The organism is Pseudomonas nitroreducens, assembly GCF_010994165.1.
In the GTDB taxonomy this organism is placed as follows: Bacteria; Pseudomonadota; Gammaproteobacteria; order Pseudomonadales; family Pseudomonadaceae; genus Pseudomonas; species Pseudomonas nitroreducens.
This window is the reverse complement of the sequence record NZ_WMBX01000001.1, coordinates 797144-822411: the sequence shown is the minus strand read 5'-3', so window position 1 is coordinate 822411 and position 25268 is coordinate 797144. Positions and strand designations below refer to the sequence as shown.

At 64.4% G+C, this 25268-nt stretch carries 21 protein-coding genes; all 21 read right to left on the bottom strand.

The features are described from left to right. Positions 1–73: 73 nt before the first annotated feature. The 21 genes from GJV37_RS03890 to GJV37_RS03790 all read right to left on the bottom strand — a co-directional run bounded on the left by GJV37_RS03890 (position 74) and on the right by GJV37_RS03790 (position 25257). Positions 74–1093 (bottom strand): hydroxyquinol 1,2-dioxygenase, encoded by a 1020-nt coding sequence (locus GJV37_RS03890; RefSeq protein WP_193452156.1) that lies wholly within the window; start codon positions 1091–1093, stop codon positions 74–76. Positions 1094–1134: 41 nt separating this feature from the next. Further along, positions 1135–1629 carry a cupin domain-containing protein gene (locus tag GJV37_RS03885; RefSeq protein WP_193452155.1) on the bottom strand — a complete coding sequence of 165 codons (495 nt, stop codon included), beginning with the start codon at positions 1627–1629 and terminating at the stop codon, positions 1135–1137. Positions 1630–1763: 134 nt separating this feature from the next. Continuing rightward, a complete protein-coding gene (locus tag GJV37_RS03880; protein WP_084357447.1) occupies positions 1764–2702 on the bottom strand; it encodes a LysR family transcriptional regulator in 939 nt (312 codons plus the stop codon). Between the two features lie 264 nt (positions 2703–2966). Continuing rightward, the gene (locus GJV37_RS03875; RefSeq protein WP_193452154.1) at positions 2967–4304 is read right to left on the bottom strand and encodes an outer membrane beta-barrel protein; all 1338 of its coding nucleotides are present in this window, start codon (positions 4302–4304) and stop codon (positions 2967–2969) included. A 192-nt stretch (positions 4305–4496) separates the two neighbouring features. Then, positions 4497–4940: a flagellar export protein FliJ gene (fliJ, locus tag GJV37_RS03870; RefSeq protein ID WP_084357449.1), complete on the bottom strand. Its 444-nt coding sequence runs from the start codon at positions 4938–4940 to the stop codon at positions 4497–4499. A gap of 136 nt (positions 4941–5076) precedes the next feature. Then, a complete protein-coding gene (gene fliI, locus GJV37_RS03865; protein ID WP_024764939.1) occupies positions 5077–6432 on the bottom strand; it encodes a flagellar protein export ATPase FliI in 1356 nt (451 codons plus the stop codon). Next, complete coding sequence (gene fliH, locus GJV37_RS03860) at positions 6422–7210, bottom strand: flagellar assembly protein FliH (protein ID WP_024764938.1); 789 nt, start codon at positions 7208–7210, stop codon at positions 6422–6424. Before fliH ends, fliI begins: the two co-directional genes overlap by 11 nt. A gap of 1 nt (position 7211) precedes the next feature. After that, positions 7212–8228, bottom strand: a complete 1017-nt coding sequence (gene fliG, locus GJV37_RS03855) for a flagellar motor switch protein FliG (RefSeq protein WP_193452153.1) — start codon at positions 8226–8228, stop codon at positions 7212–7214. After that, entirely contained in the window at positions 8221–10011 is a 1791-nt protein-coding gene (gene fliF, locus GJV37_RS03850) for a flagellar basal-body MS-ring/collar protein FliF (protein WP_193452152.1), read from the bottom strand. Before fliF ends, fliG begins: the two co-directional genes overlap by 8 nt. A gap of 19 nt (positions 10012–10030) precedes the next feature. Then, positions 10031–10363, bottom strand: coding sequence for a flagellar hook-basal body complex protein FliE (fliE, locus tag GJV37_RS03845; protein WP_024764936.1), 333 nt, complete (start codon positions 10361–10363; stop codon positions 10031–10033). Positions 10364–10704: 341 nt separating this feature from the next. Beyond that, entirely contained in the window at positions 10705–11037 is a 333-nt protein-coding gene (locus GJV37_RS03840; RefSeq protein WP_193452151.1) for an endonuclease domain-containing protein, read from the bottom strand. A gap of 147 nt (positions 11038–11184) precedes the next feature. Continuing rightward, entirely contained in the window at positions 11185–12600 is a 1416-nt protein-coding gene (gene fleR, locus GJV37_RS03835; protein WP_193452150.1) for a sigma-54-dependent response regulator transcription factor FleR, read from the bottom strand. 5 nt (positions 12601–12605) lie between these two features. Next, positions 12606–13826 carry a sensor histidine kinase gene (locus tag GJV37_RS03830; protein ID WP_193452149.1) on the bottom strand — a complete coding sequence of 407 codons (1221 nt, stop codon included), beginning with the start codon at positions 13824–13826 and terminating at the stop codon, positions 12606–12608. Between the two features lie 122 nt (positions 13827–13948). After that, entirely contained in the window at positions 13949–15424 is a 1476-nt protein-coding gene (locus tag GJV37_RS03825) for a sigma-54 dependent transcriptional regulator (protein ID WP_065086323.1), read from the bottom strand. A 269-nt stretch (positions 15425–15693) separates the two neighbouring features. Then, positions 15694–15990 carry a flagellar protein FliT gene (gene fliT, locus GJV37_RS03820; RefSeq protein WP_024764931.1) on the bottom strand — a complete coding sequence of 99 codons (297 nt, stop codon included), beginning with the start codon at positions 15988–15990 and terminating at the stop codon, positions 15694–15696. A gap of 26 nt (positions 15991–16016) precedes the next feature. Continuing rightward, positions 16017–16397 (bottom strand): flagellar export chaperone FliS, encoded by a 381-nt coding sequence (gene fliS / locus GJV37_RS03815; protein WP_065086324.1) that lies wholly within the window; start codon positions 16395–16397, stop codon positions 16017–16019. Between the two features lie 137 nt (positions 16398–16534). Continuing rightward, positions 16535–17941, bottom strand: a complete 1407-nt coding sequence (fliD, locus tag GJV37_RS03810) for a flagellar filament capping protein FliD (protein ID WP_170858304.1) — start codon at positions 17939–17941, stop codon at positions 16535–16537. 85 nt (positions 17942–18026) lie between these two features. Next, positions 18027–18365, bottom strand: coding sequence for a flagellar protein FlaG (locus tag GJV37_RS03805; RefSeq protein WP_170858303.1), 339 nt, complete (start codon positions 18363–18365; stop codon positions 18027–18029). A 78-nt stretch (positions 18366–18443) separates the two neighbouring features. Then, a complete protein-coding gene (locus GJV37_RS03800) occupies positions 18444–19577 on the bottom strand; it encodes a flagellin N-terminal helical domain-containing protein (protein ID WP_170858302.1) in 1134 nt (377 codons plus the stop codon). Positions 19578–19861: 284 nt separating this feature from the next. Then, the gene (locus tag GJV37_RS03795) at positions 19862–24157 is read right to left on the bottom strand and encodes a glycosyltransferase (RefSeq protein WP_170858301.1); all 4296 of its coding nucleotides are present in this window, start codon (positions 24155–24157) and stop codon (positions 19862–19864) included. Positions 24158–24213: 56 nt separating this feature from the next. Beyond that, positions 24214–25257 carry an NAD-dependent epimerase/dehydratase family protein gene (locus GJV37_RS03790; protein ID WP_240967215.1) on the bottom strand — a complete coding sequence of 348 codons (1044 nt, stop codon included), beginning with the start codon at positions 25255–25257 and terminating at the stop codon, positions 24214–24216. Positions 25258–25268 lie beyond the last annotated feature (11 nt).

Below are 25268 nucleotides of genomic sequence, written 5' to 3'. Positions count from 1 at the left end.
GCCATGACAGAACGGAAAGCGGTGCGGAAGTACCGGCCCCGGTGGCGCAAACCACCGGAGGACCGGTCAGGTGTCAGAACTCGACCGGATAGGGCGCCAGCTCGCCACGGGCGTAGCGCTGCGGCAGGTCCGGCGTGGCGTTCTCCCACACCAGCAGCATCGAGCGTTTGGTCGAATAGCCCTGGTGCTGGATGTCGGCCGGCATCGCCGCGATATCGCCCGCCTTCATCACCACGCGCGCCATGGGTTCGCCGGTGTCCTTGTTGGCGATCTCCCAGTCGATCTGGTCGGAAAGCTGGAGGAACCACTCGACCCGGTCGTTACCGTGGAAGATCGGCAGGATGTACTCCTCGGTGGTCGGGCAGAACAGGCTGCCCTTGCACACCGAGGTCACCGACGGATTCCAGGTGACGTCCGAACGAGACAGATACTTGAACAGGTTGAAGGCATGCAGTTGCCCTTCGAAGCCCGGCTCGGCATGCACCATCGGCTCGTCCTGCGACACATCGGCGAAGTGACGGTTCACCGGCAGGTCGTCGCGCAGCGGCGAGTCACCGGGGATGCCCGGCATGCGGTCGGTGCCAACCCGGTAGCGGTCGATCGCCTCGATGTTGTCACCGGCCTTGCGGCCGAAGGCGCTGCCGGTTTCCTGGGGCGCGGCAAAGGGGTCGAACTCGGCGTTGGTCCAGTCGGCCAGGATGGCCTTGAAGGTCGCCATGATCAGCGGCGTTTGGAAGCGCTCGGTGTAGTTGACGCCCGAAGCCTTGAGCACGCCGTTGAAGGTGCCGGCGTAGAGGTCGACGCTGCCGTAGTGGTTCTGCGTGCCGATCACCGTGTCGAAGTTCACCCAGCCGTAGAAGAACCCCCAGGCCACATCGCGCATCAGCGCGCGCAGGAAGGCATCGGCCGACATCAGGTGGGAGTGGGTCTCGCCCTTGGCGGGCCAGGAAATCTTGGCGAAATACTCGTCGCGGCTGAAGCTGAAGGCGCCCAGCGTGAAGCGGCGATAACCGGTGATGGGGTCCTTGTCGCTGGCCTGGACAAGGTCGGCGGCGAAGCTGGCAGATTTGGCTTTTTCTTGAGTCATGGCCATGGTCGAAATCCTCGAAAATGCTCGAACGCGGGTCGAATGGGTTACTTCAGGCAAATGTCCGCCCACTTCTGTACCGACAGCGGGCCGAGGATGGTCTGCAGCAACAGCACACCGGGCTTGGCGCTTTCGAAGCGATAGGCGCAGCCAACCGGCAACAGGCACTGGTGGCCACGCTTGAGCAGCACATAACCCATCGGCTTGCCCTTGGGCGACTCACCGGCCAGGAGGGTGCCCTCGCCTTCTACCAGCGGTGTATCGAGCTTGAGGAAATCGACGCGGATGTCGCCGTCCATGGAGATGGCGAACTCGTCGTGGGCACAGGTGAACCAGGGGGAGCGCCCTTCGGCGCGGAGGGTTTCGATGACGTAGTCGAGATTCTTGCCGACTACCACCTTCTCATAGGGCGCCGAACGCTCGGCGACCTCGAATACGTTGGAGAACACGTAATGGCTGGCCTTGCCCTTGACGATTTCGACCGAGCCTTTCTGGTAGTTGTCCAACGAACCGAAGACGGTCTTGAAAGCAGTTGAAGTCATTGCCGATCACCGTTGTCTGATTGTTGTTGTGCGAGTGGGTGAGGCACACGTTACGAGCCCATTCGGGGTCGCCACAATCCAACATCGGCCGACAACAGTGTTCGCGGAACACGAACACTTGTCTTGAAAATCAGCTAATCAGCCAGCTTTAGCCAACCCTTTTCGAACAATGGCCGATCCCATACCGGTTCGCCACCGATGCCGTCGAGCAGAAAATCCACCAGTGTGCGCACCTTCAACGCCTGCCGCTGGGTAGCGGGATAGACCGCGGAAAAGTCGAACGACGACAACGCATAGTCGGTCAGCACCGGCACCAGCCGCCCCGCCAGCAGGTCGTCGCTGGAAACCAGGGTTGGCAGGCAGACCACGCCGCCGGCATCCAGGGCGTAGTCGCGCAGCAAATGCACAGAGTTCGAACGCAACTGGCCATGCAGGCTGAGCTCCATCAGTTCGTCTTCGCCGTGGAACTGCCAGCGATTGCGCGAGGGATAGCCTTCATAGAGGCCAATCTTGTGCTGCAAAAGGTCCCGCGGATGTTCCGGCATGCCATGGCGCTCCAGGTAGCCGGGGGCCGCGCAGAACAATCGCCGCACTCGGAACAGACGTCTCTCGATCAGCGTCTCCGCCTGCGGCGGAAACATCTGGAAGGCCACGTCGAAGCCTTCCTCGATAGGATCGACCACGCGGTCGTTGACCACCACGTCAATCTCGATGTCCGGGTAGCGATGGGTGAAGTCCGCCAGCAAGGCGCCGAAATGACCGATGGCGAAACCAGGCAACATCTGCATCCGCAGCTTGCCGGTGGGCTGGGTGCGCATGTCCTGCATCTGCTCGGTCAGCGCATGGAAGCTGGCCACCATCTCCGCGCATTCCTTGTAATAGGTCTCGCCGACCTCGGACAGGCGGACATGACGGGTGCTGCGGTGGAACAGCGGCGCGCGGATCAGCTCTTCCAGTTGCTGTATCCGGTGAGTGATGACCGAGCGCGTCACCCCCAATTGCTGCGAAGCCTTTGAGAAGTTGCCGGTCTCGGCGACCCGGACGAAGGCTTCAAGGCTCAATAGACGGTCCATCACGGCTCCTCATAGTCGGCATCGCTCGCCCATTACGGCGAGGGGCACTCGCCAGCCACACTCAAGGTACCCAGACCAGGCGCCAACATGCCATTCCCAGCGTGGTCGTGTCCCGGAGTTCCTGGGCGCCGTGAACTGCGACGCTACAGAGAGAGTCCTGTAGCGGCCGGGCCACTGTGCTTTTTCTCGTTCATGGCTTTCTCCAGCCCGAACGCTCCCGCCGCCGCTCTGCGGAGCGCGGTGGCGCGGACGGGCAAACGGGGGTCAGAAGTAGAAGGTGACGTCGACCGAGGTCAGCAACTGGCGCTCAGAACGACCGTCGCCATAGGCCTTGCGGCCATCGCCGTCATGGATGTCGTAGCGCAGTTCCGGACGCAGGCGCACGTTGGCCACCGGCGTATAGACCAGGTTGGTGGTGAAGCCGTAGAAGCTGCCCCAACTGGGATCGGGAATGCCGGTGGCCGGGTCGATGTACGCCATCACCACGTGGACCGGCGCGTCGGTGTAGAACCATTCGGCGCGGCTGTTCCACATCAGCTTCTCGCCCAGGCGGTGGTACCAGTTGAGGTTGCTGCCGTACCAGGTGCCGTCCTGCTTGCCGGCGAATCCGGCCAGCGCCGCATCCTTCTGCCGTCCCCAACCGGTTTCCAGGGCCAGGCGGTTGTCGCCGTTCAGCGCATGGGAAACGGTCAGGTAGGTTTCATAGCGCATCTGCCGGTCGTGCGCGTTGCCCGTGGTCGGCATCGGCGAGCCGCAGGCGCATTCGGCGAAGCTGTCGTCCGCGCCGTTGCCATAGATGTTTTCCCAGTCCACCCAGGTGCGGAAATCCGCCGAGCGCCAGCGCAGGTTGGCCATCAGGTGCGGATCGTGGTTTTCCGACTGCAGGTTGTTCCAGCCTTGCACCAGCCCCAGCTCGAAGCCGAGCATGGACTCGTCCTTGGCGCTGGGCAGCTTGAACGAATAGAGCGCGCCGGCATGCTTGGCCGGACCGTGCATGAACGAATAGGTATGGGTGTAGAAGTCCGCCGGAGCGGGCGTCGGCAAGGGGAAGCCGATCTCGTTCTCCAGCGGCGTGTGGAAGATCCCCAGCATCAGGTCGGAACCGCCCAGCACCGGGAAGTAGAAGTCCAGGTAAGCCTGCGCAATGTTGAAGTTCTCGTCCTCGGGGCCGGCGGCGCGGTTGACGCCCAGGTCCTCGTCCCAGCCGTAGGTCTTGAAGAAGCGCGCATCCTTGCCATAGAGCGCGGTGACGTTGAAGCCCCAGTCGGCCTCCTGCGGCATCGTTCCAGGGAAGGGGCCGACCCGGCCGATCACGTTGCTCCCGGGCTGGCGCTCCACCGCCAGGGCGAACTGATTGAGGTTGAAGCCCTCGCGGGAGTTGAAGAAGCCCTGGCCGGCGACATCGCGGCTGCCGTTGTCGTTATACATCAGCCCGGCTTGCGCCCAGCCGCCGACACGGATGCCGTAGTCATCCTCCAGTTGCGGGCCGAACAGGTTCCGCGCCAGCGAGCCAATGGGGCCGTCGGCGGCATTGCCTGCCAGCGGCACAACGGACAGGGGCGCCAACAGCGAGGTGCAGAACAGCAATGGACGAAGGTTCATGCCGCAGTCCTTTTATTGTTATTGGATGGCGTTGAACCGACGGCGGAAAAGCGGAACATTCCCTCTCCCGCCTCGACACACACAGCGGCGTGCCCGGCGGGGGTGGACGTTACGCAGCGGGAATTGTTGCAACAATCGCCATTTAAGCGACTTCAGTGTTCGTGCATGCAGAACAATGCGTTAAGCGACGGGCTAGGGAGTAGGAGGTCGCAAACGCTGGGCGAACTCATCGAGTTGCTTCTGCTCGTATTTGTCGGCGGCCAGGCGCGCTTCCTCGCGGTAGCGCTCCACCAGTTTGCGCAGGCCTTCCAGGCGCGCGTACTTCTCCTGCCAGACGGCCCGCGCCTTGTCGGCGGTGTCCTGGTGCCAGCTCACGGAGCGGTTCTGCTGCTCCACCGCGCCTTCGAGCTGGGAGAGGAAGCGCTGGTAGTTGATCAGCCACTGGCCACTGACGCCCTGCTGGCCATTGCGGATCCACTGCTGCTGGTAGTCGAAGCGGTAGCGTTCCAGCTCGGCAAGTTTGCGCTGCGCCTGCTGTAGCTGACCCTGCACCACACCGAGCTGGCGCGCGGCTTCGCGCTCGGCCTTGAGCGCCATCTCGACCACCGGAGCCAGGCGTTCGGCGCGGCGGTTCACAAGCGCTTCTCCCGCTGCGTTTTCCGTGGGATGGGTGCAGAGCAGCGATACCCATGCTGCGATTCGCCGCAAGCTGAAAGACGATGGGTATCGCAAGCTCCCCCCATCCTACGAACAGTTTCGTGGAGACCTGGCATCAGCCGGCCTTGCCGCTGACCACGGCGTCCAGCAGCAGGCGGCTGTCGTCGAGGTTCTGGCTTTCGTCCAGCCCCTGGCGGAGGAACTGGCGCATGATCGGGAAGCGCTGGATCGCCAGATCGGTTTCCGGATCGCCACCGGCCACGTAGGCGCCAACGCTGATCAGGTCGCGGCTCTGCTGGTAGCGCGACCACAGTTGCTTGAAGCGCTGGGCATCGCGCAGGTGCTCCGGCGAGGTGACCTGCGGCATCACCCGGCTGATGGAGGCTTCGATGTCGATGGCCGGGTAATGGCCTTCCTCGGCCAGCCGGCGCGACAGCACGAAGTGGCCGTCGAGCACACCCCGCGCGGCGTCGGCGATCGGGTCCTGCTGGTCGTCGCCTTCGCTGAGCACGGTGTAGAACGCGGTGATCGAACCGCCGCCCTTTTCACCATTGCCGGCGCGCTCAACGAGACGCGGCAGCTTGGCGAACACCGACGGCGGATAGCCCTTGGTCGCCGGCGGCTCGCCGATGGCCAGGGCGATCTCGCGCTGGGCCTGGGCGTAACGGGTCAGGGAATCCATCAGCAACAGGACGTTCTTGCCCTTGTCGCGGAAGTACTCGGCGATACGGGTGCAATACTGCGCGGCGCGCAGGCGCATCAGCGGCGCATCGTCCGCCGGCGAGGCGACGACCACGGAACGCTTGAGGCCTTCCTCGCCGAGGATGTGCTCGATGAACTCCTTCACCTCGCGGCCCCGTTCACCGATCAGCCCGACCACGATGATGTCGGCCTTGGTGAACTTGGTCATCATGCCCAGCAGCACGGATTTACCGACGCCGGTACCGGCGAACAGGCCCAGGCGCTGGCCGCGGCCGACGGTAAGCAGCGAGTTGATCGAACGGATGCCGACGTCCATCGGTTCATGGATCGGGTCGCGCGCCAGCGGGTTGATGATCGGGCCATCCATCGGCACCCAGTCCTCGGCGCGCATGCCGCCCTTGCCGTCCAGCGCACGGCCGACGCCGTCGAGCACGCGGCCGAGCATCGACATGCCCATGGGCAGACGGCCGGAATCCGGCAGCGGCACCACGCGGGCGCCGGGGGCGATGCCGACGAGGCTGCCCACCGGCATCAGGTAGATCTTGCTGCCGGCAAAGCCCATGACTTCGGCCTCCACCTGCACGGGGTGATAGCCGCCGTCGTTGATCACCTGGCAGCGGCTGCCAACGGCGGCCTGCAGGCCTTCGGCCTCCAGCGTCAGGCCGACCATGCGCAGCAGGCGGCCCTCCACCACCGGCTGGGTCGGCAGGCTCACGGCATCGCTATAGCCTTGCAGGCGGCGGGCGAAGCTGACGCGATCAAGGCGCATCGAGGTCGCCCTGGCCAGCGTCGAGGTCCACATGCAGGTCAGGCTCCAGCGCGTGGGTCGCCTGGTCGCGCTGCTGCTCGAAGAGTTGCTTAACGGCCTGGGCCAGGCGCGTCTCGACAGAGGCGTCGATGCGCGAATGTTCGGTCTCGATACGACAACCGCCGGGCAGCAGGCCGTCGTCCTCGATGATCTTCCAGCTTTCCTCGTGGCGATCGCGCAGCGCCTTCACCAGTTCGAAGTCCTGCGGGTTGACCTGGATACGGATGTTGCTGGCGCCCATGGGCAGCAGCTTGAGTGCCTCGCGCAGCACCAGGCGGATCTGGCTGGAATCGGTGGCCAGTTCGCGCTGCACCACCTGGCGCACCACGTGGGTCACCAGGTTGAGCATGCCTTGTTCGAGCATCTGGTCCTGCTCGGCGATGGGCTCGAGCAGGTGCGACATCAGGGTTTCGAGATTCTGCAGGCGCGGTTGCAGAGCCGCGTCGGCTTCCTGGCGCGCCTTCAGCTGGCCGGCGTGGAAACCGTCCTTCTCGCCGGTGGAAAAGCCCTCGTTGTACGCCTCCTGGCGAATCGCCTCGAGCTCGTCCAGCGTCAGTGGCTTGACCTCTTCCTCCGGCACCTCTTCGATCTGCGGTTGTTCGTCGAGCACCGGCTCGGGTTCGGGCTCGGGTTCCGGGGCCGGCCGGGCCGGGTCGAAACTGGGCAGCGACCAACGATCGAATCCCACGGTATCGCGGGCCCGGATCAGCTCGCTGAGCTTGTCCTCGTCCTTGACCAACTTAGATCATCTCCTCGCCGCCCTTGCCGCCGAGCACGATCTCGCCGGACTCGGCCATACGCCGGGCAATGGTGAGGATTTCCTTCTGCGCGCCTTCCACTTCGCTGACGCGCACCGGGCCCTTGGCCTCCAGGTCGTCGCGCAGCAGCTCGGCGGCACGCTTGGACATGTTGCGGAAGATCTTCTCGCGGATCGACTCGTCCGAGCCCTTGAGGGCCAGCACCAGCACGTCCGAGGAGACCTCGCGCAGCAGCGCCTGGATGCCGCGGTCGTCGACGTCGGCGAGGTTGTCGAAGACGAACATCAGGTCTTCGATCTGGCCCGACAGGTCCTCGTCGACTTCGCGGATGGCGTCCATCAGCGCGCCTTCGACCGAGCTGTCGAGGTAGTTCATGATGTCTGCCGCGCGCTTCACGCCACCCATGGTGGTGCGGGTGGAGTTGGCGTTGCCGGCGAACTGTTTCTCCAGGATCAGGTTCAGTTCCTTGAGCGCGGACGGCTGCACGGTGTTGAGCGAGGACACGCGCAGGATGATGTCCAGGCGCACCTTGTGGTCGAAGTGGCTGAGCACTTCGCCGGCCTGGTCCGGGTCGAGGTAGGCGACCACGATGGCCTGGATCTGCGGGTGCTCGTAGCGGATCACGTCGGCCACGGCACGCGGCTCCATCCACTTCAGGCTGTCCAGGCCGCTGGTATTGCCGCCCAGCAGGATGCGGTCGATGAGATTGTTCGCCTTGTCCTCGCCCAGGGCCTGGGTGAGCATCTTGCGGATGTAGCTGTCGGCGCCCACGCCCAGGCTGGTCTGGTCGCCGACGATCTCGACGAACTCGCCCATCACCTGCTCGACCTGCTCGCGGTGCACATTGCGCATCTGCGCCATGGCCACGCCGACCTTCTGCACTTCCTTCGGGCCCATGTGGCGCAGCACCTGCGCGGCATCGGTCTCACCCAGGGAGAGCAGGAGGATGGCAGCCTTGTCGACCTTGTTCAGTTTGGCGCTCATGCGGGCTTCACTCATCGGAATTGATCCAGTCCTTCACTACCTGGGCTACGCGCCCCGGGTCCTGGGCGACCAGACTCTTGATCGCATTCAATTGTGCATCGTACCCCTCGGAGGGGCTCGGCAGCAGGATGCTGGCCGGGCCGCCGAGGCTCACGCGGTCTTCGGACAACTCGCCCTCCAGACCACCCAGCTCGCCCAGGCCGCCTTCGCCTGCGCCGCCGGCCACCAGAGCCTTGCTCTTGTTGCCCGACAGGTTGTTCAACACCGGGCGCAGCACGCCCAGCACCAGCACCAGGATGAAGACGATGCCCAGCACCTGCTTGACCACATCCCAGAACCAGGGCTGCGAGTAGAACGGCGGCGAGGCAATTTCATCACCCAGTTCCGGGGCGAACGGCGCGTTGATCACGCTGACGCTGTCGCCACGGCTGGCGTCGTAGCCTACCGCGTCCTGCACCAGACGGGTGAAGCGCCCCAGTTCGTCGGCGGTCCAGGGCTGGTGGCTGACTTCGCCGGTTTTCGGATCGGCGATCACGCGGTCATCCAGCACCACCGCGACGGAAAGCCGGCGCAGGCGACCCTGCTGCTGCTTGGTGTAGCTCACCGAGCGGTCCAGCTCGTAGTTGCGTGTGTTCTGCTGGCGCTTGTCGGTCGGGTACGGAGCCAGTTCCGGCTTGCCGGTCTTCGGATCGATGATCGTCTGGCCGTTGGCGTCCTTGAGCGGTTGACCCGGAGCGACGAAATCCGCGCCGGCGTTCTGACCGGTGGTCTGGGGCGCGCTGGCCGGGTTCGGCGGCTGGTTCGACAGCGCACCCGGCACGCCCTGCGGGCCGTTGCTGTTCTGCCGTTCCTCGTTGTTCACCTGTTCGCTGCGCAGGGCCGGCTGGTCCGGGTTGAACGACTCGGAGGTGGATTCCACCGCGCTGAAGTCGACGTCGGCGGACACCTCGGCCTTGTAGCGGCCATTGCCCAGGACCGGCGCGAGGATGCTGTGCACGCGCTGGGTGAAGTTGCTTTCCATACGGCGGGTGAAGTCGAACTGCTTGCCGGCCATGGTCAGCTCGGAGAGCTCCTGCTGGTCGGAAAGCAGATTGCCCTTCTGGTCGACCACGGTGACCTGGGACTTGTCCAGTTCCGGCACGCTGGTGGCGACCAGGTTGACGATGGCCAGCACCTGGCTTGGCTCCAGGCTGCGGCCCGGGTACAGCTCGACCAGCACCGAGGCGCTGGGCTTGCGGTCGTCACGGACGAACACCGAGCTCTTCGGGATCGCCAGGTGCACGCGGGCACCCTTGACGTTGTTCAGGCTGGCGACGGTGCGCGCCAGCTCGCCTTCCAGGCCGCGACGGTAGTTGGTCGCCTCCATGAACTGGCTGGTGCCCAGCGCCTGCTCCTTGTCGAGGATCTCGAAGCCGACGTTGCTGTCGGTCGGCGCCAGGCCCGCGCCGGCCACTTTCATGCGCGCACGGCCGAGGTCATCGGCTTTCACCAGCAGCGCGCCGGAGTTGGGCTCGATCTTGTAGCCGATATCGGCGGCGGACAGCGCTTCGACCACCTTGTTGGCGTCGACGCCATTGAGGCTGCCGTAGAGCGGCTTGTATTCCGGCTGCTGCGACCACAGGACCATGCCGAAGCCGACGGCGATGCTCGCGGCGAGGCCGACCAGCAGACCGACCTGGCGCAACACCGGCATGTCCGCGAGGTTCTCGAGGAAGGCCAGGCCCAGCAGCGGCTTTTTCGGCGCGTCGGCGCCGACCTTGGCCGGAATCTGGCTATCAACAACGGAGGCTTGGGACATTACCTACGATCCTCGCCGATCAAACCGGCATCTGCATGATGTCCTGGTACGCCTGCACGAGCTTGTTGCGTACCTGGGTCATCGCCTGGAAAGAAACACTGGCCTTCTGCGAGGCGATCATCACGTCGGTGAGATCGACCCCTTTCTGCCCCATCTCGAAGGCGGAGGCCATGTCGGAGGCGGCCTGCTGGGTACCGTTCACCTTGTCCACGGCCTGGCCGAGCATCTGCGAGAAGCTCGGCGCCCCCGCTTCGACCGGCGCCGCCTGCGTCGTCTTCGCCTTGGCCATGGCCTCCATTTGCATGGAGCGCATTTCCAGCAGCAGACGATTGAACTCGATACCCTGACTCATCACTTACCCCTCCGACCGGCCGCGGTTTTTTGACACTGCGCGGCGCTTTGCAGAGGTGATTGCAACTTGGGTGCCAGGTTTTCGGGGCGTAGGAAAAATGCGAGAGATGGCTCTGGAATGGGGACTGCAGGCTGAGTGACCGGGTGTTGCGGGCAGAGGTACTGGCGTACGATCAAGGGCCCCTCACCCCGGCCCTCTCCCAGAGGGAGAGGGGGCAGGTCGGCGTGGCCGGTTGGCAGGCATTCAGCGGGACATTGCGCTACAGCAGAACGGACGCCAATTTTCCAACCGGCAGAGGACATCCCCCTCTCCCTCTGGGAGAGGGTTGGAGGTGAGGGTAATCATCCCGCACCGGATTCGACCGCCAATCGAAGCGCTTCCAGCACAGTCCCCACCAAGACATCGTGATTCCAACAGCGCAAAACGCGAATCCCCTGCCCTGCCAGCCAGACGTCACGCTCTCGATCATGCGCAGACTCCAGATGCTGCCCACCATCCAGTTCCACCGCCAGCCGCAGCGCATGGCAATAGAAATCCAGCACATAGCGCCCGCACGGCACCTGCCGGCGAAACTTCAGGCCAAGAAAACGCCTATCTCTTAACGCTGCCCACAAGCTCCGCTCAGCGTCGGTTTGCCGCCGCCGTAGCTGCCGCGCAAATGCCACCTCGTCCATGGTTCGCTCCCAGGTCGATCAACCTGGGAGAAAGGTCCGACATTCCCGGCAGCCAGACGAGAACACCAGCGCTCCACAGAAACCACCGAGCCCAACCAAGAAAAGGCCCGCACGAATGCGGGCCAAGAGGGGTTGTCCATTCGCCATTCAACTGGCGTAGAGATAAGCCTCCACATCCATGCCGGCGTCGCGCATCTGCGCGAGCTTGTAGCGCAGGGTGCGCGGGCTGATGCCCAGGCGCTCGGCGGCTTCCTTGCGGCGGCCGCGCTCGCTGCGCAGGGTGTCGATGATCATCTGGAACTCGCGGCGCTTGAGGTCTTCGCCCAGCTGCCCGGCCTCGGTGGAGGCGACTGACGGAATGTCGACGCAGGCAGAAACCGGAGGCGGCGCCGATGCCGGCACTGCCGACAACACCGGGCGCGGCGCCAGGCCGATGGGCGAGGTCAGGCACAGATCAGCGGCCAGCACCTGGCCGCCCTGCTGCAGGATCAGCGAGCGCTGGATGGCGTTGTCCAGTTCGCGCACGTTGCCCGGCCAGGGGTGCGTCAGCAAAGCGGCGCGGGCGCAATCGGCCAGGGTGACGGGTGCGTGGTTCATCTTGCGCGCGTACTTGGCCAGCAAGCGTTCGGCCAGCGGCAGGATATCGGCGGGACGCTCGCGCAGCGGGCGCCACGCCAACGGGAATACCGACAGGCGATAGTAGAGGTCCTCGCGGAATCGGCCGGCAGCCACCTCGCCGAGCAGGTCGCGGTTGGTGGTGGCGAGCACGCGGATATCCAGGCTGATCGGCTTGCGCGCGCCGACACGCTCCACCTCGCGCTCCTGCAGCACGCGCAGCAGCTTGGCTTGCAAGGCCAACGGCATCTCGGAAATTTCGTCGAGCAGGATGGTGCCCCCGTCAGCCAGTTCGAACTTGCCCGGCTGGGCAGCGATGGCCCCGGTGAAGGCCCCCTTCTCGTGGCCGAACAGGGTGGCCTCGAGCATGTTGTCCGGAATCGCCGCGCAGTTGATTGCAACGAACGGCTTGCCGACGCGGGGCGACTGCTGGTGGATGTACTGCGCCAGCACCTCCTTGCCGGTACCGGACTCGCCGGAGATCAGCACGGTGGAATCGCTCCGTGCAACACGGGCAGCCAGCTCCAGCAATTGCTGGCTGGCGGGCTCCAGGGCTACCGGGCCTTCGCCGGCACTGGCCGATACGGCCCCGAGCGCGTGGCGGGCCACCAGCTCCAGCAGCGCACGCGGCTCGAACGGTTTGACCAGGTAGTCGGCAGCGCCCTGGCGCATGGCATCCACGGCGCGGTCGACGGCGCCATAGGCGGTCATCAGCAGCACCGGCAATTGCGGGTAGCGCTTGCGGATCAGGCCGAGCAACTGGTGCCCGTCCATGCCCGGCATGTTGACGTCGCTGATCACCAGGCTGAAGGCATCCTTCTCCAGCGCTGGCAGCGCCGCTTCGGCGCAATCGACGGCAATGAAGTCGTGCCCGCCGAGCGACAGGGTGTCGCAGAGGGCTTCACGAAGGGCGCGGTCGTCTTCGACCAGCAGGACTTTGGCGGCCATGGAAATCACTCCTCGTGGACGGCGGGTTGAGCCAGGATCAGCGGCAGGACCAGGGTGGCGCAGGTACCGAGACCCGGCCGCGAGCGCAGAAGCAGTTCACCCTGGTGAGCCTTGGCGACAGCTTTCACCACCGCGAGGCCGAGGCCGGTGCCGGTGGTCTTGGTGGTGAAGAAGGGTTCGCCGAGACGCGCCAGGGTTTCGGCGCTCATCCCCGGACCGTTGTCGCTGACGCTCAGGCGCAGGCTGTTGCCGCGCTGGTAGAGGTGCACCTTCAGGCGCACTTCGCGGCCAGCGGCCTGGATGGCGTTCTCCATCAGGTTGAGTACGGTGCCGACCAGCGTGTCGCGGTTGCACAACAACTCGCCCACGCGAGCATCGCACTGCCAACGCAGATTGAGTCCAACGACGTGGGATTCGGCCGCCGCGCGAAGGCTGCTGAACAGTTGGTTGGGGGCGAGGCGGTCCGGCAATGGCAGCTCGCCGCGGGCGAATACCAGCATGTCGCGCACCTGGCTTTCCAGCTCGTGCAGGCGCTCCTTGATGCGGCCGGCAAAGCGTTGCTGCTGCTCGACCGGCAGCTCGCCTTCGCTCAGGTGGCCGGCGTAAAGCATGGCGGCGGACAGCGGGGTACGGATCTGGTGAGCCAGGGAAGCGACCATGCGGCCGAGGGCGGACAGGCGCTCGTGACGGGCAAGCTGGTCCTGCAGACGACGGGTTTCCGTCAGGTCGTTGAGCAGGATGAGCTGGCCGGGTTCGCCGTTCAGCGGGCGGATGGCGATGGACACACGGCGACCATCGCGCAGGGAAACTTCGTGGCCGTCGTCGGCACGCGGGGCGAAGCTACGGGAGATGACCTCGCGCCAGAGCATGCCCACCAGCGGCTTGCCGAGCAGGGCGACCGCCACCGGATTGGCGTCGCGTACCACGCCTTGACCGTCGATCATGATGACGCCGCCGGGCAATACGTCGAGCAGGCTCTGCAGGCGGTTGGCCTGGCGTTCCTTCTCCGCCAGCTCCTGCATGCGCTGCGCGCTGACCAGGGCCAGTTCGCCCTTGAGCTCGGTGACGCGGGCTTCCAGCAGGCTGTAGGACTGGTTGAGCTGGCTGGACATCTGGCTGAACAGCTCGAAGGTCTGCTCCAGATGGGCGCGGCTCTGCTGCTCCACCGGCACCTGCTCGGAGGGCCGGGAAGCGAGTTCAGTCTGGCGATGGGTGGCGGGCATCATGCGGTTTTTCCTCATCCGTCCGACGGCGTGAATCTGTCGGTCGGATGAGTCTTAGCAAACCGCGTGCCTAAAAATTACTCTTTATATTTCAATGACTTGAAAAAACGAGTGTGACGGAGGCGTCAATCCTCCGCCATTTCCTCTTCGCGGCGGCTCATGCCGTACTTGCGCATTTTCTCCACCAGGGTGGTCCGGCGGATGCGCAGGCGTTCGGCGGCTCGGGCGACGACACCACTGGCGTCGTCCAGCGCCTGCTGGATCAACCCCTGCTCCAGGTTGGCCAGGTAGTCCTTCAGGTCGATGCCCTCGGCCGGCAGCATGGCCGGCGAGTCCAGGCCCGGCAGGCCGGCGGTGATCGCCGCGCGCTCTTCCAGTTCCTCGCGCAGGCTGGTCGCCAGTTGCTCGTCCTCGTCGTCGACGTGACGGAATTTCTTCGGCAGCTCGCCCACTCCGATCACGCCGTAGGGATGCATGATCGCCAGACGCTCGACGAGGTTGGCCAGCTCGCGCACGTTGCCCGGCCAGTCGTGACGGCAGAGCGACATGATGGCGGCCGAGTTGAAGCGGATCGAACCGCGCTTCTCGTGCTCCATGCGCGAGATGAGTTCGTTCATCAGCAGCGGGATGTCCTCGACGCGCTCGCGCAGCGGGGCCATCTCGATGGGGAAGACGTTGAGGCGGTAGTACAGGTCCTCGCGGAAGCTGCCGTCCTCGATCATCTTCTCGAGGTTCTTGTGGGTCGCAGCGATGATGCGCACGTCGACGTTCTGCGTCTTGTTGCTGCCCACGCGCTCGAAGGTGCGCTCCTGCAGCACGCGCAGCAGCTTGACCTGCATCGGCAGCGGCATGTCGCCGATCTCGTCGAGGAACAGCGTGCCGCCGTTGGCCAGCTCGAAGCGGCCCGCACGCGTGGTGATGGCGCCGGTGAACGCGCCCTTCTCGTGGCCGAACAGTTCGCTTTCCAGCAACTCCGCCGGAATCGCGCCGCAGTTGACCGGCACGAATGGCGCATCACGACGCTTGGAGTGGTAGTGCAGGTTGCGCGCCACCACCTCCTTGCCGGTGCCGGATTCGCCGAGGATCAGCACGCTGGCATCGGTATCGGCGACCTGCTGCATCATCTGCCGCACTTGCTGGATGGCACGGCTGGTGCCCACCAGGCTGCGGAACAGGTTGGGTTCGCGCTGGCGACCACGCTCGCGGGCCTGGTCGTACATCTCACGGTAGACCTGGGCGCGGTGCAGGGAGTCGAGCAGCTTGTTGTAGCTGGGCGGCATCTCCAGGCTGGCCAGCACGCGGCGGCGCAGTTCCTCGGGCCATTCGTTGGGCACCGGCTCGCCCATCAGCAGCACGGGCAGGTATTCGTCCCAGGCAGCGAGCTGCTTGAGCAGCTCAAGCGCCCCGCCCTTGCTTTCCACAGCGCCGACCAGCACGCAGAGCACGTCGCGGCTGCCATTGGGCAGCGGGTCGACGATCTGCCGCCAGTCGCGGCTGTTGCAGGAGAGCTGGTCTTCACCCAGGAAGCTGATGATCACCGAGAGGTCCCGGCAACGGTCCTGGTTGTCATCGATCACGAGGATTTTGGTTTCGCGCCACATCTTAGCTTGTCATCCCGGGCTTGAAGGCCGTACTACGGCGGCTGACACGATCTGGCCACAGCACAAATTCCTCATGCTAGCCAGCATTTGGCCACTAGTTAAGTCAAAATTGTGGCTAGAGTCAAATTTATGGCGTGTTTTTTTTGATGAAGTCCGACGAAGGGTGTTGATCCTTGTCATGGCAATCGAACTGGAGGGTAGTTCGAAGCGCGGAAGGCGGCCAACGGTACCTGACCGATCACCGCCCGAAGAGAGCCGATCCGAATGGATCAGCCGAACATCTGGTAAACCTTGGCGCCCTGGTGGGAGCGATTGACGCGGACGATTTCGCCTGCCACCTCTTCGCGCTGCCGGGTGACAGCCTGGACCAGTTCGCGGTAGAGCACCAGCAATCCTTCCAGGCTGCGCTTGAGTTCGCTGTCATCGTCCATCGGCTCGACCATCGCGGCATCGACGTGCTCGCGACACTGAAGGTCGAGCTGGGCGACCGCTTCCCAGTCTTCCTGGGCCAGTGCGGCCCCGAGAGCGAGGCGGGTCTGTTCGATCTGCTGGACGGCGAGAGTCATGTTCGGTATCTCCTGGCAGGCCGCAATCACGGAGCGATAGCGTCCCAGCCTTCCTTGAGGGTGCGCAGCAGACCCGAGACTTCGTCGAGCACCTGCACTTCGTTGCTGCGGTTGGCGTCGCCCAGGCGACGGCTCATGTAGTCGTAAAGGTTGGCATAGTTTTCCGCCACCTCGCCACCCGCCTCGAAGTTCAGCGCTTCGCGCAGGCCGGCGATGATCGCGGTGGCCTTGGCGATCAGCATGCCCTTCTGCGCGAACTGCTCGCGCTCCATCGAGCCGCGCGCCTGGGCGATGCGGCTCAGGCCACCTTCCATCAGCATCTGGATAAGACGATGGGGAGAGGCGTCGTGCACCTGCGACTGGTTGTTCACATTCTGGTACTGGCGCAGCGCTGCCGAAGCGTTCATCTGATTTCCCCTTGATTCGCTGAACGATCAAATCGTCGATATTCAAAGTATCGGCGCAGGCGGGAAAACCTTTAGGCAAAAATCAGCACGGGCGTACGGCTGAGCAACTCGCCGCAGAGCGGCGGGCCGCTCAGGAATCAGTTGTCCGAGCTGCTGGTCTTGTTCAGCGCGTTGAGCGTGGTCAGCACGCTGGACTTGGTCGCGTTGAGCTGGGCAACCAGGGTGTCCATGGCGGTGTACTTGGCCATGAGCGTTTCGGTCAGCTTGGTCATGCGGGTATCCAGCTTGGTGGACTGGTCCGCCAGGTCGCTCAGGGTATCGTTGAGCGCGCTTTTTCGCTGATCAAGCAGACCATTGGACTTGGTGTAGACATCCATGCTGCTGCTCAGGCGCGAGAGCAGGCCGCCGTTGCCGGTAAAGAAGCCCTGAACCGAGGAGAAATTCTGCTCCAGGGCCTTGTCCAGCTTGGTATCGTCGATCGACAGGGTCCCGTCGTTCTTCGTCGAAATGCCCAACTGCGATAACAGCTTGATCGAGCCGCCATCGGTGGAGGAACCAACCAGCTGGGTCCGCAGCGTATTGAGCAGGTTGCGGGTCATCGAGTCACTGGCCAGCGAGGCGGCCGTGGTGGTCGGGTTACCGCTGGAGTCCGTGGTGTTGGTGACCTTTGTCAGCGAGTTGATGCTGGTCATCAGCGCGTTGTAGGCGTTGACGAAGGACTGCACCGAGGTCTTCAAGCCATCGGTGTTGGCGTCGACAGTGACCGTCGATTTACCTTCGGCTACCAGATCGAGTTCCACACCGCTGATGGCGCTGGAAATCTTGTTGACCGAGCTGCTCATCTCCAGGCCGTCGATGGTGTAGCTGGCGTTGGCCGCCGGCTTGTCCACATACCCGCCCGCCGTGGCGGAAGCCTGGGTGCCGGCACCGTCGATCTTGAGCACATCGAGGCTGGAGTCACCACTGGCGGATACGCTGATGTCGCTGCCCGCACCGGTGACGCTGGAGCCCAGGACCAGGCGAGGACCGTTGGCATCGGTGATGATGTTGGCGGTGAAGCCTTTGTCCTTGAGCTGAGTATTGATGCTGTCGCGGATGTCCGACAGGCTCGCCCCCGCCTTGACAGTGACGTTGTAGGTACTGCTGCCCTGGCTGAGCGTCAGGGTGCCGGCACCGAAGCTGGCCGCCTTGTCGACGTACTGGGTGGCCACCTTGGAACTGGTCGCCAGGCTTTTCACATCGATCTTGTAAGTGCCGGCGGCGGCACCGGTGCCCAGTGACGCGGTAACCGCATCCGTGTTGGACGATTTGATCGCCAGGCCGGCAAAGGAGTTGGAGCTGGAATCGTTGAGCTTGCCCAGGGCCGTCTGGAAGGTATCCAGGGCGCTCTGCAGCGAGCCGATACCGGACAGCGTGGTATTGGTCGCGGTCTTCTGGGTGCTGATCTGGTTCGATTTCGGCGCCTTCTGCGCATTCACCAAAGCAGTCACGATGGAGTCGATGTCGTATCCCGACCCTACACCGTTGATTGAAGTCCCGGCCATTTGCCTACCCTCCTGTCCAAATTTCTGGCGGTTTTCTGATTGCCGCCTGCGTCGTATGACGCTTCATTCAAGAATCACGCCAGGCTTACGCGCGTTCGCTGAATAGCAGGTTACCCGCTTCCTTCAGACTTTCTGCCAACTTGAGCGCAACTTCCGACGGAATTTGCCGGATCACCTCGCCTGTATCGGCGGCCACGACCTTTACGACGGTTTCGCCACTGGCGTCATCCACCGAAAACTCAAGGTTGCGTTGCACCGACTGGGCCTGTTCACGCAGCCGGCTGACGGCTTCGTTCAGGCTGCGAGCCTTGCTGGCCGGCGATTCCTTGGCGCTCTGCGGCAAGCTGTTGCCGCTGGCCGGCTTGCTCCCTGCGGCGGCGCTGTCGACCGGGCGCAGGTTGTTGATTCCGAGGCTGGTATCCATCAGGTATTACCCTCCACACGCAAAGCAAGGAAGGGCGCTGGGCGCCCTTCCTTCCGTTTATTGCCTTTCGGCGATCCCTTACTGGAGCAGCTTCAGGACAGCGGAGGGCAGCTGGTTGGCCTGGGCCAGCACCGCAGTAGCGGCCTGTTGCAGGGTCTGCTGCTTGGTCATCTCCGCGGTTTCTGCGGCGAAGTCCACGTCCTGGATGGTGCTGCGTGCAGCGGTGGCGTTCTCGGCCACGTTCTGCAGGTTGGAGATGGTGCTGTCCAGACGGTTCTGGATGGCACCCAGCGAGGAACGCTGGCTGTCGATCTGTTTCAGGGCAGCGTCGATCACCTGGGTGGCCGACTGCGAGCTGGCAGCGGTGCTGATGTCCAGCGACTGCACGGTACCCGAAGTGGTGGTCACGGTGCCGGTAGCTGCGGTCACGGCGGTGCCGCCGGTGCCGGAGTAGGTGATTTCCGAAGCCGAGCTCAGCGAGATGGTGCCGTCATCGTTGGCAACCGCTGCCACACCGCTGACGTTGGTGTTGATCGCGCTGACGATGTCGTTGACCGATGCACCCGAAGCGATGGACACATCGGTGCCGTTCACAGTGATGGAGCCGCTGGAGGTGGCAACGTCGGTGTTGCTGGTGAAACCGGAGATCGAGATCGAACCGGTAGCCAGCGACGAAGTACCCTTGAGCGAAGAGGCGCCCATGTCGTTCAGGGTGAAGCTGACAGTTTCGTTGGCGTTGGCGCCGACCTGGAAGGTCAGGGTGCCGTTGGTGCCGGCGGAGCCGTCGAGAAGCTTGATACCGGAAGTACCGCCGCCGAAGGTGGTGGTCTTGGAGATACGGGTCAGTTCAGCGGTCAGCGACTTGAACTCCTGGTTCAGGGAAGTCTGGTCTTCGCTGCTGTTGGAGCCGTTGGCGGACTGCAGGGACAGTTCACGCATACGCTGCAGGATGTTGGTGGACTCCTGCAGGGCGCCTTCGGCAGCCTGGGCGATGGAGTTGGCGTCCTGGGCGTTCTTGACCGCAACGTTCAGACCGTTGACCTGGCTGGTCAGACGGTTGGAGATCTGCGAACCGGCGGCGTCGTCCTTGGCGCTGTTGATGCGCAGGCCGGTCGACAGGCGGGTCATGGAGGTGGTCAGCGAGTTGGAGGCCTTGGTCAGGTTCTTTTGAACCGACAGCGAGGCGATGTTGGTGTTGACGGTAAGAGCCATGACGAATTCCTCGTAGTTGGGCTATTGGGTAGCTCCTTGCCCCGGTGAGTTCCGATATGGCGTGGAGAACCTTCGTTAGGGTTATCGTCGTGGCAGGGAATTGCTTTAGGACTTTTATTGATTTTTTTTCGGAGAGGCTTGCAAAGCCTGTAAATACGCGCATTAGCGCAGGGTCGAACGGTGCAGCGAACCGCGTCGGCCGGCCGGGTCTGCCAGTCGGGTGTTCGCCCGACTATTGCAGGCGAGGGCCCCGTGAGGCCCTCCCTTGGCAGGCAGCAGTCCCCTCAATCCGGCAGCCAGACCGCCGCCCAGCGTTGGGCATGCACCTCGTCGAGCATCCAGTCACGCAGCACTGCTTCACGCAGAGTGTCGCCGGCGCGCGCCAGGGCCTGGGGATCGGCCAACTGCTCGCGGATGGCGCTGACCCACACGCGAGCCTGGTTGGGCAGGCGGGTGACCGGCAGGCCGTCGCGGTAGCAGAGAATGTCGCTGCAGATCACCGGATAACCCAGCGCACCGTATTCCAGCAGGCGCAAGTTGCTCTTGCACTCGTTGAAACGGTTGGGCTCCAGCGGTGCCAGAGCCAGGTCCAGGTTGAGCGCGGCGAGTGCTGCCGGATAGCGGTCGATGGACACGCCCGGGTGGAACTCCACGAATGGCTTCAGCGGCTCCGGGCACATACCCATGAAGACCCACTCCACCTCGCTGGCCAGGGTCTTGACCACTTCAATGATCAGCTCCAGGTCACCGCCATGACTGGAACCACCGGCCCAGCCCACGCGTGGCTTGCAGCCCGCGTTGCGCTCGCCGCGCAGGTTGCTCCACCAGTGCCCGGGCAGGCGGTTGGGCACTACGCGGATGTCCGGATGCAAGCCGGCAAAGGCTTCGGCCAGCGGTTCGGTGGATACCACGAAGCGGTCGCAGTAGCCCAGCGCAGTTGTCATCGAGCGGGCTATGTCCTTGGGCATGCTCGCGTGGTGCGCGCTCTTCACCGGCAGTTCGAATAGATAGTCGTCCACCTCGTAGACCTTGAAGACCTCCGAGCAACGGTCGAGCAATTCGATGGCCTGCAATTGCGGCGGTGTGATCTGGCGTTGCAGCACCACACTGGTCGGCGCCAGGCGCTCGAACTCCACCAGCGGCAACAGGCGCTCGGCGACTGCTCCGTCGATACTGCCGGTCGCGATGCAGGCAGCCAGTGGCTGGCGGATGCGGTAATGGCCGCAGCCGAAAGCGTCTGCCGGGTGGCACAGGACGAACGGCAGGCGCCGCTCGGCAAAGGGCTGCCAACCGGTGTCGCCGCGATGGTCGAGAGCAAAGCCACGGCCTTCCAGCGCCAGGTTGCGGTTGTAGGCGGCATCGTGAACCATCTGCGGCAGCCAGCGCTGGTACATCGCCTGCTGCTCGCTGCGAAAGCGCTGCACTTTGGCTTCGAATGTGGCCAGGTCGACCTTGCGCTGGCTGACGCTGCCTTCGTGCATCAGCACGGCGTAGGGAGTCCACACCACCAGGTAGCCGGCGCGACCGACTTTCAGGCAGAAATCGACGTCGTTGAACGAAACAGCGAAATCGCTTTCGTCCAGACCGTTCACCTCGTGGTACAGACTGGCGCGCACCATCAGGCAGGCGGCCGTGACCACACTGTAGTTCTGGTCGACCTGCAACCGATGCATGTAGCCATTACCATCGATGGCGTCGCCGATGAACGCATGTTCGGCCACACCGCGCAGTCCCATCACCACTCCGGCGTGCTGGACGCTGCCGTCGAGGAAGTGCAGCTTGGCACCCACAACACCGACCTCGGGGCGCTGTGCATGGTTGAGCAGCGCATCGAGCCAGTGGCCGTCGGTGATGCCGGTATCGTTGTTGAGCAGCACCAGGTACTCGCCACGCGCCTGGCGCGCGGCGCAGTTGTTGATCGCCGAATAGTTGAACGGGTGCGGATAGCGCAACACGCGCAGGCGCGCGTCGCCGAGCTTCTCAATGCCCTCGAACCAGGCCAGCGCCTCGGGCGTCTCACTGTTGTTGTCAACGATCAGCACTTCATAGTGCGCGTAGCGGGTGCGCTCCAGCAGGCTGTCGACGCAGCGTAGCAAGGTCGGCAACTGGTCCTTGGTCGGAATGATGATCGACACAAGCGGACGCGTATCGAAGCTGTAGTGCACCCGATTGATCATCGGCAGCGCACCCGGCTCGATGCGGTGCGGCAGGTTAAGGCGGGTCAGATGCGCGTCCACCAACGGCGCCACCTGCGCCACCACTGCGGGGCTGGCGAGCCAGCCGCCCAGGTGTTCGGGCGTGTGCAGCAGCAGCGTATCGAGGTGGCCGATGCTTTCCAGCCCCGCAACTTCGATCAGGCGGAACAGCACATCATGTGGCGCCAGTTCGCCGAACGCGGTATCCAGCCCGCCCAGTTCCAGCACGCTCTGCCGCTCGAACGCCAGCGCGCGGCCGACGTAGGGATAGCTGCGCAGCATGTCGAGGTTGAGGTCCGGCTTGAATACCGGGTCGCGGTTCACGCCCTCGTAATGCTGGTCCTCGTCCATATAGCAGCAACGCAGCGCCGGTTGGCTGACCAGGCGCTCGGCGAGCAGCAGCAAGGCGTGCTCTTCCAGGGTGTCGCCGCTGCGCAGGAGGAGGAACCAGTCGACCTCGATCTGCTCCAGCAAGGCATTGATCTGCTGTGCCGGCACCGCGTCACGCGGCAGCCAGACCAGGTTTTCGCGCGCTTCGATGCCCACCGGTTCAGCATTGGACAGCACCACCACCGCACCGGCAGCGTAGCTCTGCGCATCCAGTGCGGCCAGGCTGCGCGCCACGCCGGCAACATCGCCACTCGGGTCCTCGAGCACCACCAGCAGGCTGGGCGTGGCCGGCCATTGGGCGACGCGCTCGGGCAGGTTGCGGGTTTCGTTGGCGCTCAGTTGACGGGTAGCCAGCCACTCGCGGTAGAGCACATTGCGATCGATCGGGTGGCGCAGCTGCAGGAAGGCATTCACGAACAGCTCGAAGGCATGGGCAAAGCCCGCACCCTGAGAGCTACCGGCGGTGCCAAAGTCCTCGGCGCCCAGGCCCAGTTCCAGCAGATCGGCCAGAGCCTCGACACGGGCGAAGAACATGTTGCCGGCGAAGTATTCGCCGCTGGCGATGCGCTTGATGTCCACACTGCCACGCTCGGCCAGTCGCTCGACCTGCTCGCGCCGCTCGCCTTCCAGCGACTGCCCTACCGGCAGGCGGTACTCATCGGCGCCAATCAGTGGCTCCTTGTCGCCGCGGGTCAGGCTGGCCACGGCGCTGTCGAAGGTATTTTCGAACAGCAGGGTGGAGAACAGCTGGCGGATCAGCTCACCGGCCACATCGGACTTGAGGTAGCGCGCCTTGTGCGTATGCAGCTTGAGCAGCACCTGCATGCCGTCTTCGCGCAGGGTCGGCAGCAGCTCGATGAACGGCAGCACGTCCTGGCCGATGCCGTCGACCTGGAACAAGCGGAACGCCAGGCCACTGGCCTCAAGCGCCTGCCGTACGGCGTTGATCTGCCCCGCCGCCGCGCTCACGTACAGGCGAATCGGCGCATGCAGTCCCTGCAGCTGGCGCAGGCCTTCCTCGAATAGCGGCAGGTCGCCAACGTGCAGCACCACCGCGGTGGGCTGGCCTTGGGCATCGCTGCCCGGCGCCAGCGCCTGCACCACACGGGGCGCCACATGGTCGGTGGCGCTGGGCAGACGCGCCACGGCGTCCTGGGTCTGGGCGATGAAGCGGTCCAGCTCGGGCCAGAAGGCCGCACGATGCTCTTCCAGCAGTTGGCGAATACCGGGCATCCTGCTGCGTGCACGTTCGATCTCGTCGGCCTCCAGACCGAAGGCAGTGAACGACTGCGGGTCGGGATGCACCGAGCTCCAGTCGCGACTCACCAGCACCGGCGTGCAGCCGCACAGCGCCGCCTCGTAAGCCAGCCCGGAGGCCTCGCCCAGGTAGAGGTATTCGCAGCGCTGGAAGATGTCGGCCAGGCCCTCCCAGGAGTCCGGGTAGTTCAGGGTGATCTCGATGGCGTCAGCCGGCAGCAGGCTCGGATCCAGGCGCGCGTGACGCTTGTGGCCCAGGTAGTAGCAGACGCTACCGGGGCAGCGCCGCGCCGGATCGTCGGCGGGGCGGAAGATGTTCGAATCGATGGCCGGCAGGAACAGATGCTGCTCGGGGCTCATGCCTTCGAGCATGAAGTCGCTCTTGTAGGCGAAGTACAGGTCGTTCTCGCCGTAGGCGCCGGAGCCGCCGATGAAGCCTGGCTTGTTCAGCAGGTAGCGCACCACCACGCTGCCCTGCAGCGGGTTGCCATCGATCACCTCGGGGTACACGGCAATCGGCCGCACGCCCAGGTCACGATGATGCTGGATCACCTGGTCGGTCAGGCGCGGGGTCATCAGGTCGGGGCTGAACACTTCCGCCAGCACGTAGGCCTCGTAGCCAGAGCGAATCAACGCATCGCACAGCATGTGCATGACGCGGATGCCCGCCGAGCTGCGCCGGTAATCGAAACCGAAGATGTAATAAGGGCTCGGGCGCGGGGCGAACAGTGAACGCATGAAAACCTCGATGGCAAAAGTGAACCAGGGCTGCCGCCATGGCAGCGGGCGCGTCTTCAGTAGCTGGCGCTCTCCGTACACCAGCGCGCGGTGCGCAGCAAGGCCTCGTCGAGCGACGTCCAGACATCCAGACCCAGTGCGCGGGCGCGCTGGATATCCGGCACGTAGCGCGAGCGCTGGGTGCCGGGCGACGCCGATGGGATCTCCAGCGGTTTGTCCGGCGCGAGCAAAAAGCCGGTACGGCGCGCCAAGTCGGCAATCGACAAGGCCTGATCGGAACCGACGTTATAGACCGTGCCGCCCTCTCCCCGGGCCAACAGGGTCAGCAGCCAGCCAGCAAGATCCGCGCCATACAGGTAGCTGCGCAGAGCCAGGCCGGCCGAGGCAAGCACGATGCCTTCGCGGTAGAGCGCGTCGCGTATGAAGTTGCCTACTGCGAAGTGGGCATCCAGGGGCAGGCCGGGACCGACGAAGGCGAAGCCGCGGGTATGTATCACGTCAAAAGCATGACGCTCGGCGTACAGCGCGCCGAGCATCTCCGCCACTCGCTTGCCCTCGCCATAGACGTGACGCGCATCGAAGCTGGTGCAGGCGCGCGTGTCATCTTCACGCCAGCCGCCCTCCTCCAGGCCATCGCCGTACTGCGCGCCGGAGCCGGTCAGCAGTACCCGGCGCACACCACTGCGGGCGGCCAGTTCCAGCGCTTCACGGGTACCCTGGTAAAGCGTATCGAACAGCGCCAGGCGATCAGCCTGCCCCGCCACCGAACTGTCGGTGGCGGCATGCAGCAGGTGATCGGCGCGCATTTGTATGCCGGACAGGTCGCGGATGTCCGCCACCCGCCAGTTCAGCCAAGAGCGCGTGCGGTAATGCGGCTCGCTGTCGAGAAAGCGCTGCGGGTCACGGGAGATTACTGTGACGCGCAGGTTCCAGCCCTGCTCGTTGAGTCCGTCGCACAGCACCAGCAGCCACTTGCCGAAGAAGCCGGTACCACCCGTAATCAGCAGATGTGCCTCCTTGAGCGCGTCGAGCCGATCCAGGCGCGCCAGGACTCTCTGCACATCCTCGCGAATCAAGGGATGGGCCAGACTCATCGACATGCTGCTTCCCC

What these genes read in the sequence shown, in the direction of transcription:
- GJV37_RS03800 (WP_170858302.1), bottom strand. Translation starts at nt 19,577, where the DNA reads ATGGCTCTTACCGTCAACACCAACATCGCCTCGCTGTCGGTTCAAAAG.
- GJV37_RS03795 (WP_170858301.1), bottom strand. Translation starts at nt 24,157, where the DNA reads ATGCGTTCACTGTTCGCCCCGCGCCCGAGCCCTTATTACATCTTCGGT.
- fliG (WP_193452153.1), bottom strand. Translation starts at nt 8,228, where the DNA reads ATGAGTGAAGCCCGCATGAGCGCCAAACTGAACAAGGTCGACAAGGCT.
- GJV37_RS03890 (WP_193452156.1), bottom strand. Translation starts at nt 1,093, where the DNA reads ATGGCCATGACTCAAGAAAAAGCCAAATCTGCCAGCTTCGCCGCCGAC.
- fliD (WP_170858304.1), bottom strand. Translation starts at nt 17,941, where the DNA reads ATGGCCGGGACTTCAATCAACGGTGTAGGGTCGGGATACGACATCGAC.
- fliS (WP_065086324.1), bottom strand. Translation starts at nt 16,397, where the DNA reads ATGAACGCTTCGGCAGCGCTGCGCCAGTACCAGAATGTGAACAACCAG.
- GJV37_RS03885 (WP_193452155.1), bottom strand. Translation starts at nt 1,629, where the DNA reads ATGACTTCAACTGCTTTCAAGACCGTCTTCGGTTCGTTGGACAACTAC.
- GJV37_RS03825 (WP_065086323.1), bottom strand. Translation starts at nt 15,424, where the DNA reads ATGTGGCGCGAAACCAAAATCCTCGTGATCGATGACAACCAGGACCGT.
- fleR (WP_193452150.1), bottom strand. Translation starts at nt 12,600, where the DNA reads ATGGCCGCCAAAGTCCTGCTGGTCGAAGACGACCGCGCCCTTCGTGAA.
- GJV37_RS03830 (WP_193452149.1), bottom strand. Translation starts at nt 13,826, where the DNA reads ATGATGCCCGCCACCCATCGCCAGACTGAACTCGCTTCCCGGCCCTCC.
- GJV37_RS03840 (WP_193452151.1), bottom strand. Translation starts at nt 11,037, where the DNA reads ATGGACGAGGTGGCATTTGCGCGGCAGCTACGGCGGCGGCAAACCGAC.
- fliE (WP_024764936.1), bottom strand. Translation starts at nt 10,363, where the DNA reads ATGAGTCAGGGTATCGAGTTCAATCGTCTGCTGCTGGAAATGCGCTCC.
- GJV37_RS03805 (WP_170858303.1), bottom strand. Translation starts at nt 18,365, where the DNA reads ATGGATACCAGCCTCGGAATCAACAACCTGCGCCCGGTCGACAGCGCC.
- fliI (WP_024764939.1), bottom strand. Translation starts at nt 6,432, where the DNA reads ATGCGCCTTGATCGCGTCAGCTTCGCCCGCCGCCTGCAAGGCTATAGC.
- GJV37_RS03880 (WP_084357447.1), bottom strand. Translation starts at nt 2,702, where the DNA reads ATGGACCGTCTATTGAGCCTTGAAGCCTTCGTCCGGGTCGCCGAGACC.
- fliF (WP_193452152.1), bottom strand. Translation starts at nt 10,011, where the DNA reads ATGTCCCAAGCCTCCGTTGTTGATAGCCAGATTCCGGCCAAGGTCGGC.
- fliT (WP_024764931.1), bottom strand. Translation starts at nt 15,990, where the DNA reads ATGACTCTCGCCGTCCAGCAGATCGAACAGACCCGCCTCGCTCTCGGG.
- GJV37_RS03875 (WP_193452154.1), bottom strand. Translation starts at nt 4,304, where the DNA reads ATGAACCTTCGTCCATTGCTGTTCTGCACCTCGCTGTTGGCGCCCCTG.
- GJV37_RS03790 (WP_240967215.1), bottom strand. Translation starts at nt 25,257, where the DNA reads ATGTCGATGAGTCTGGCCCATCCCTTGATTCGCGAGGATGTGCAGAGA.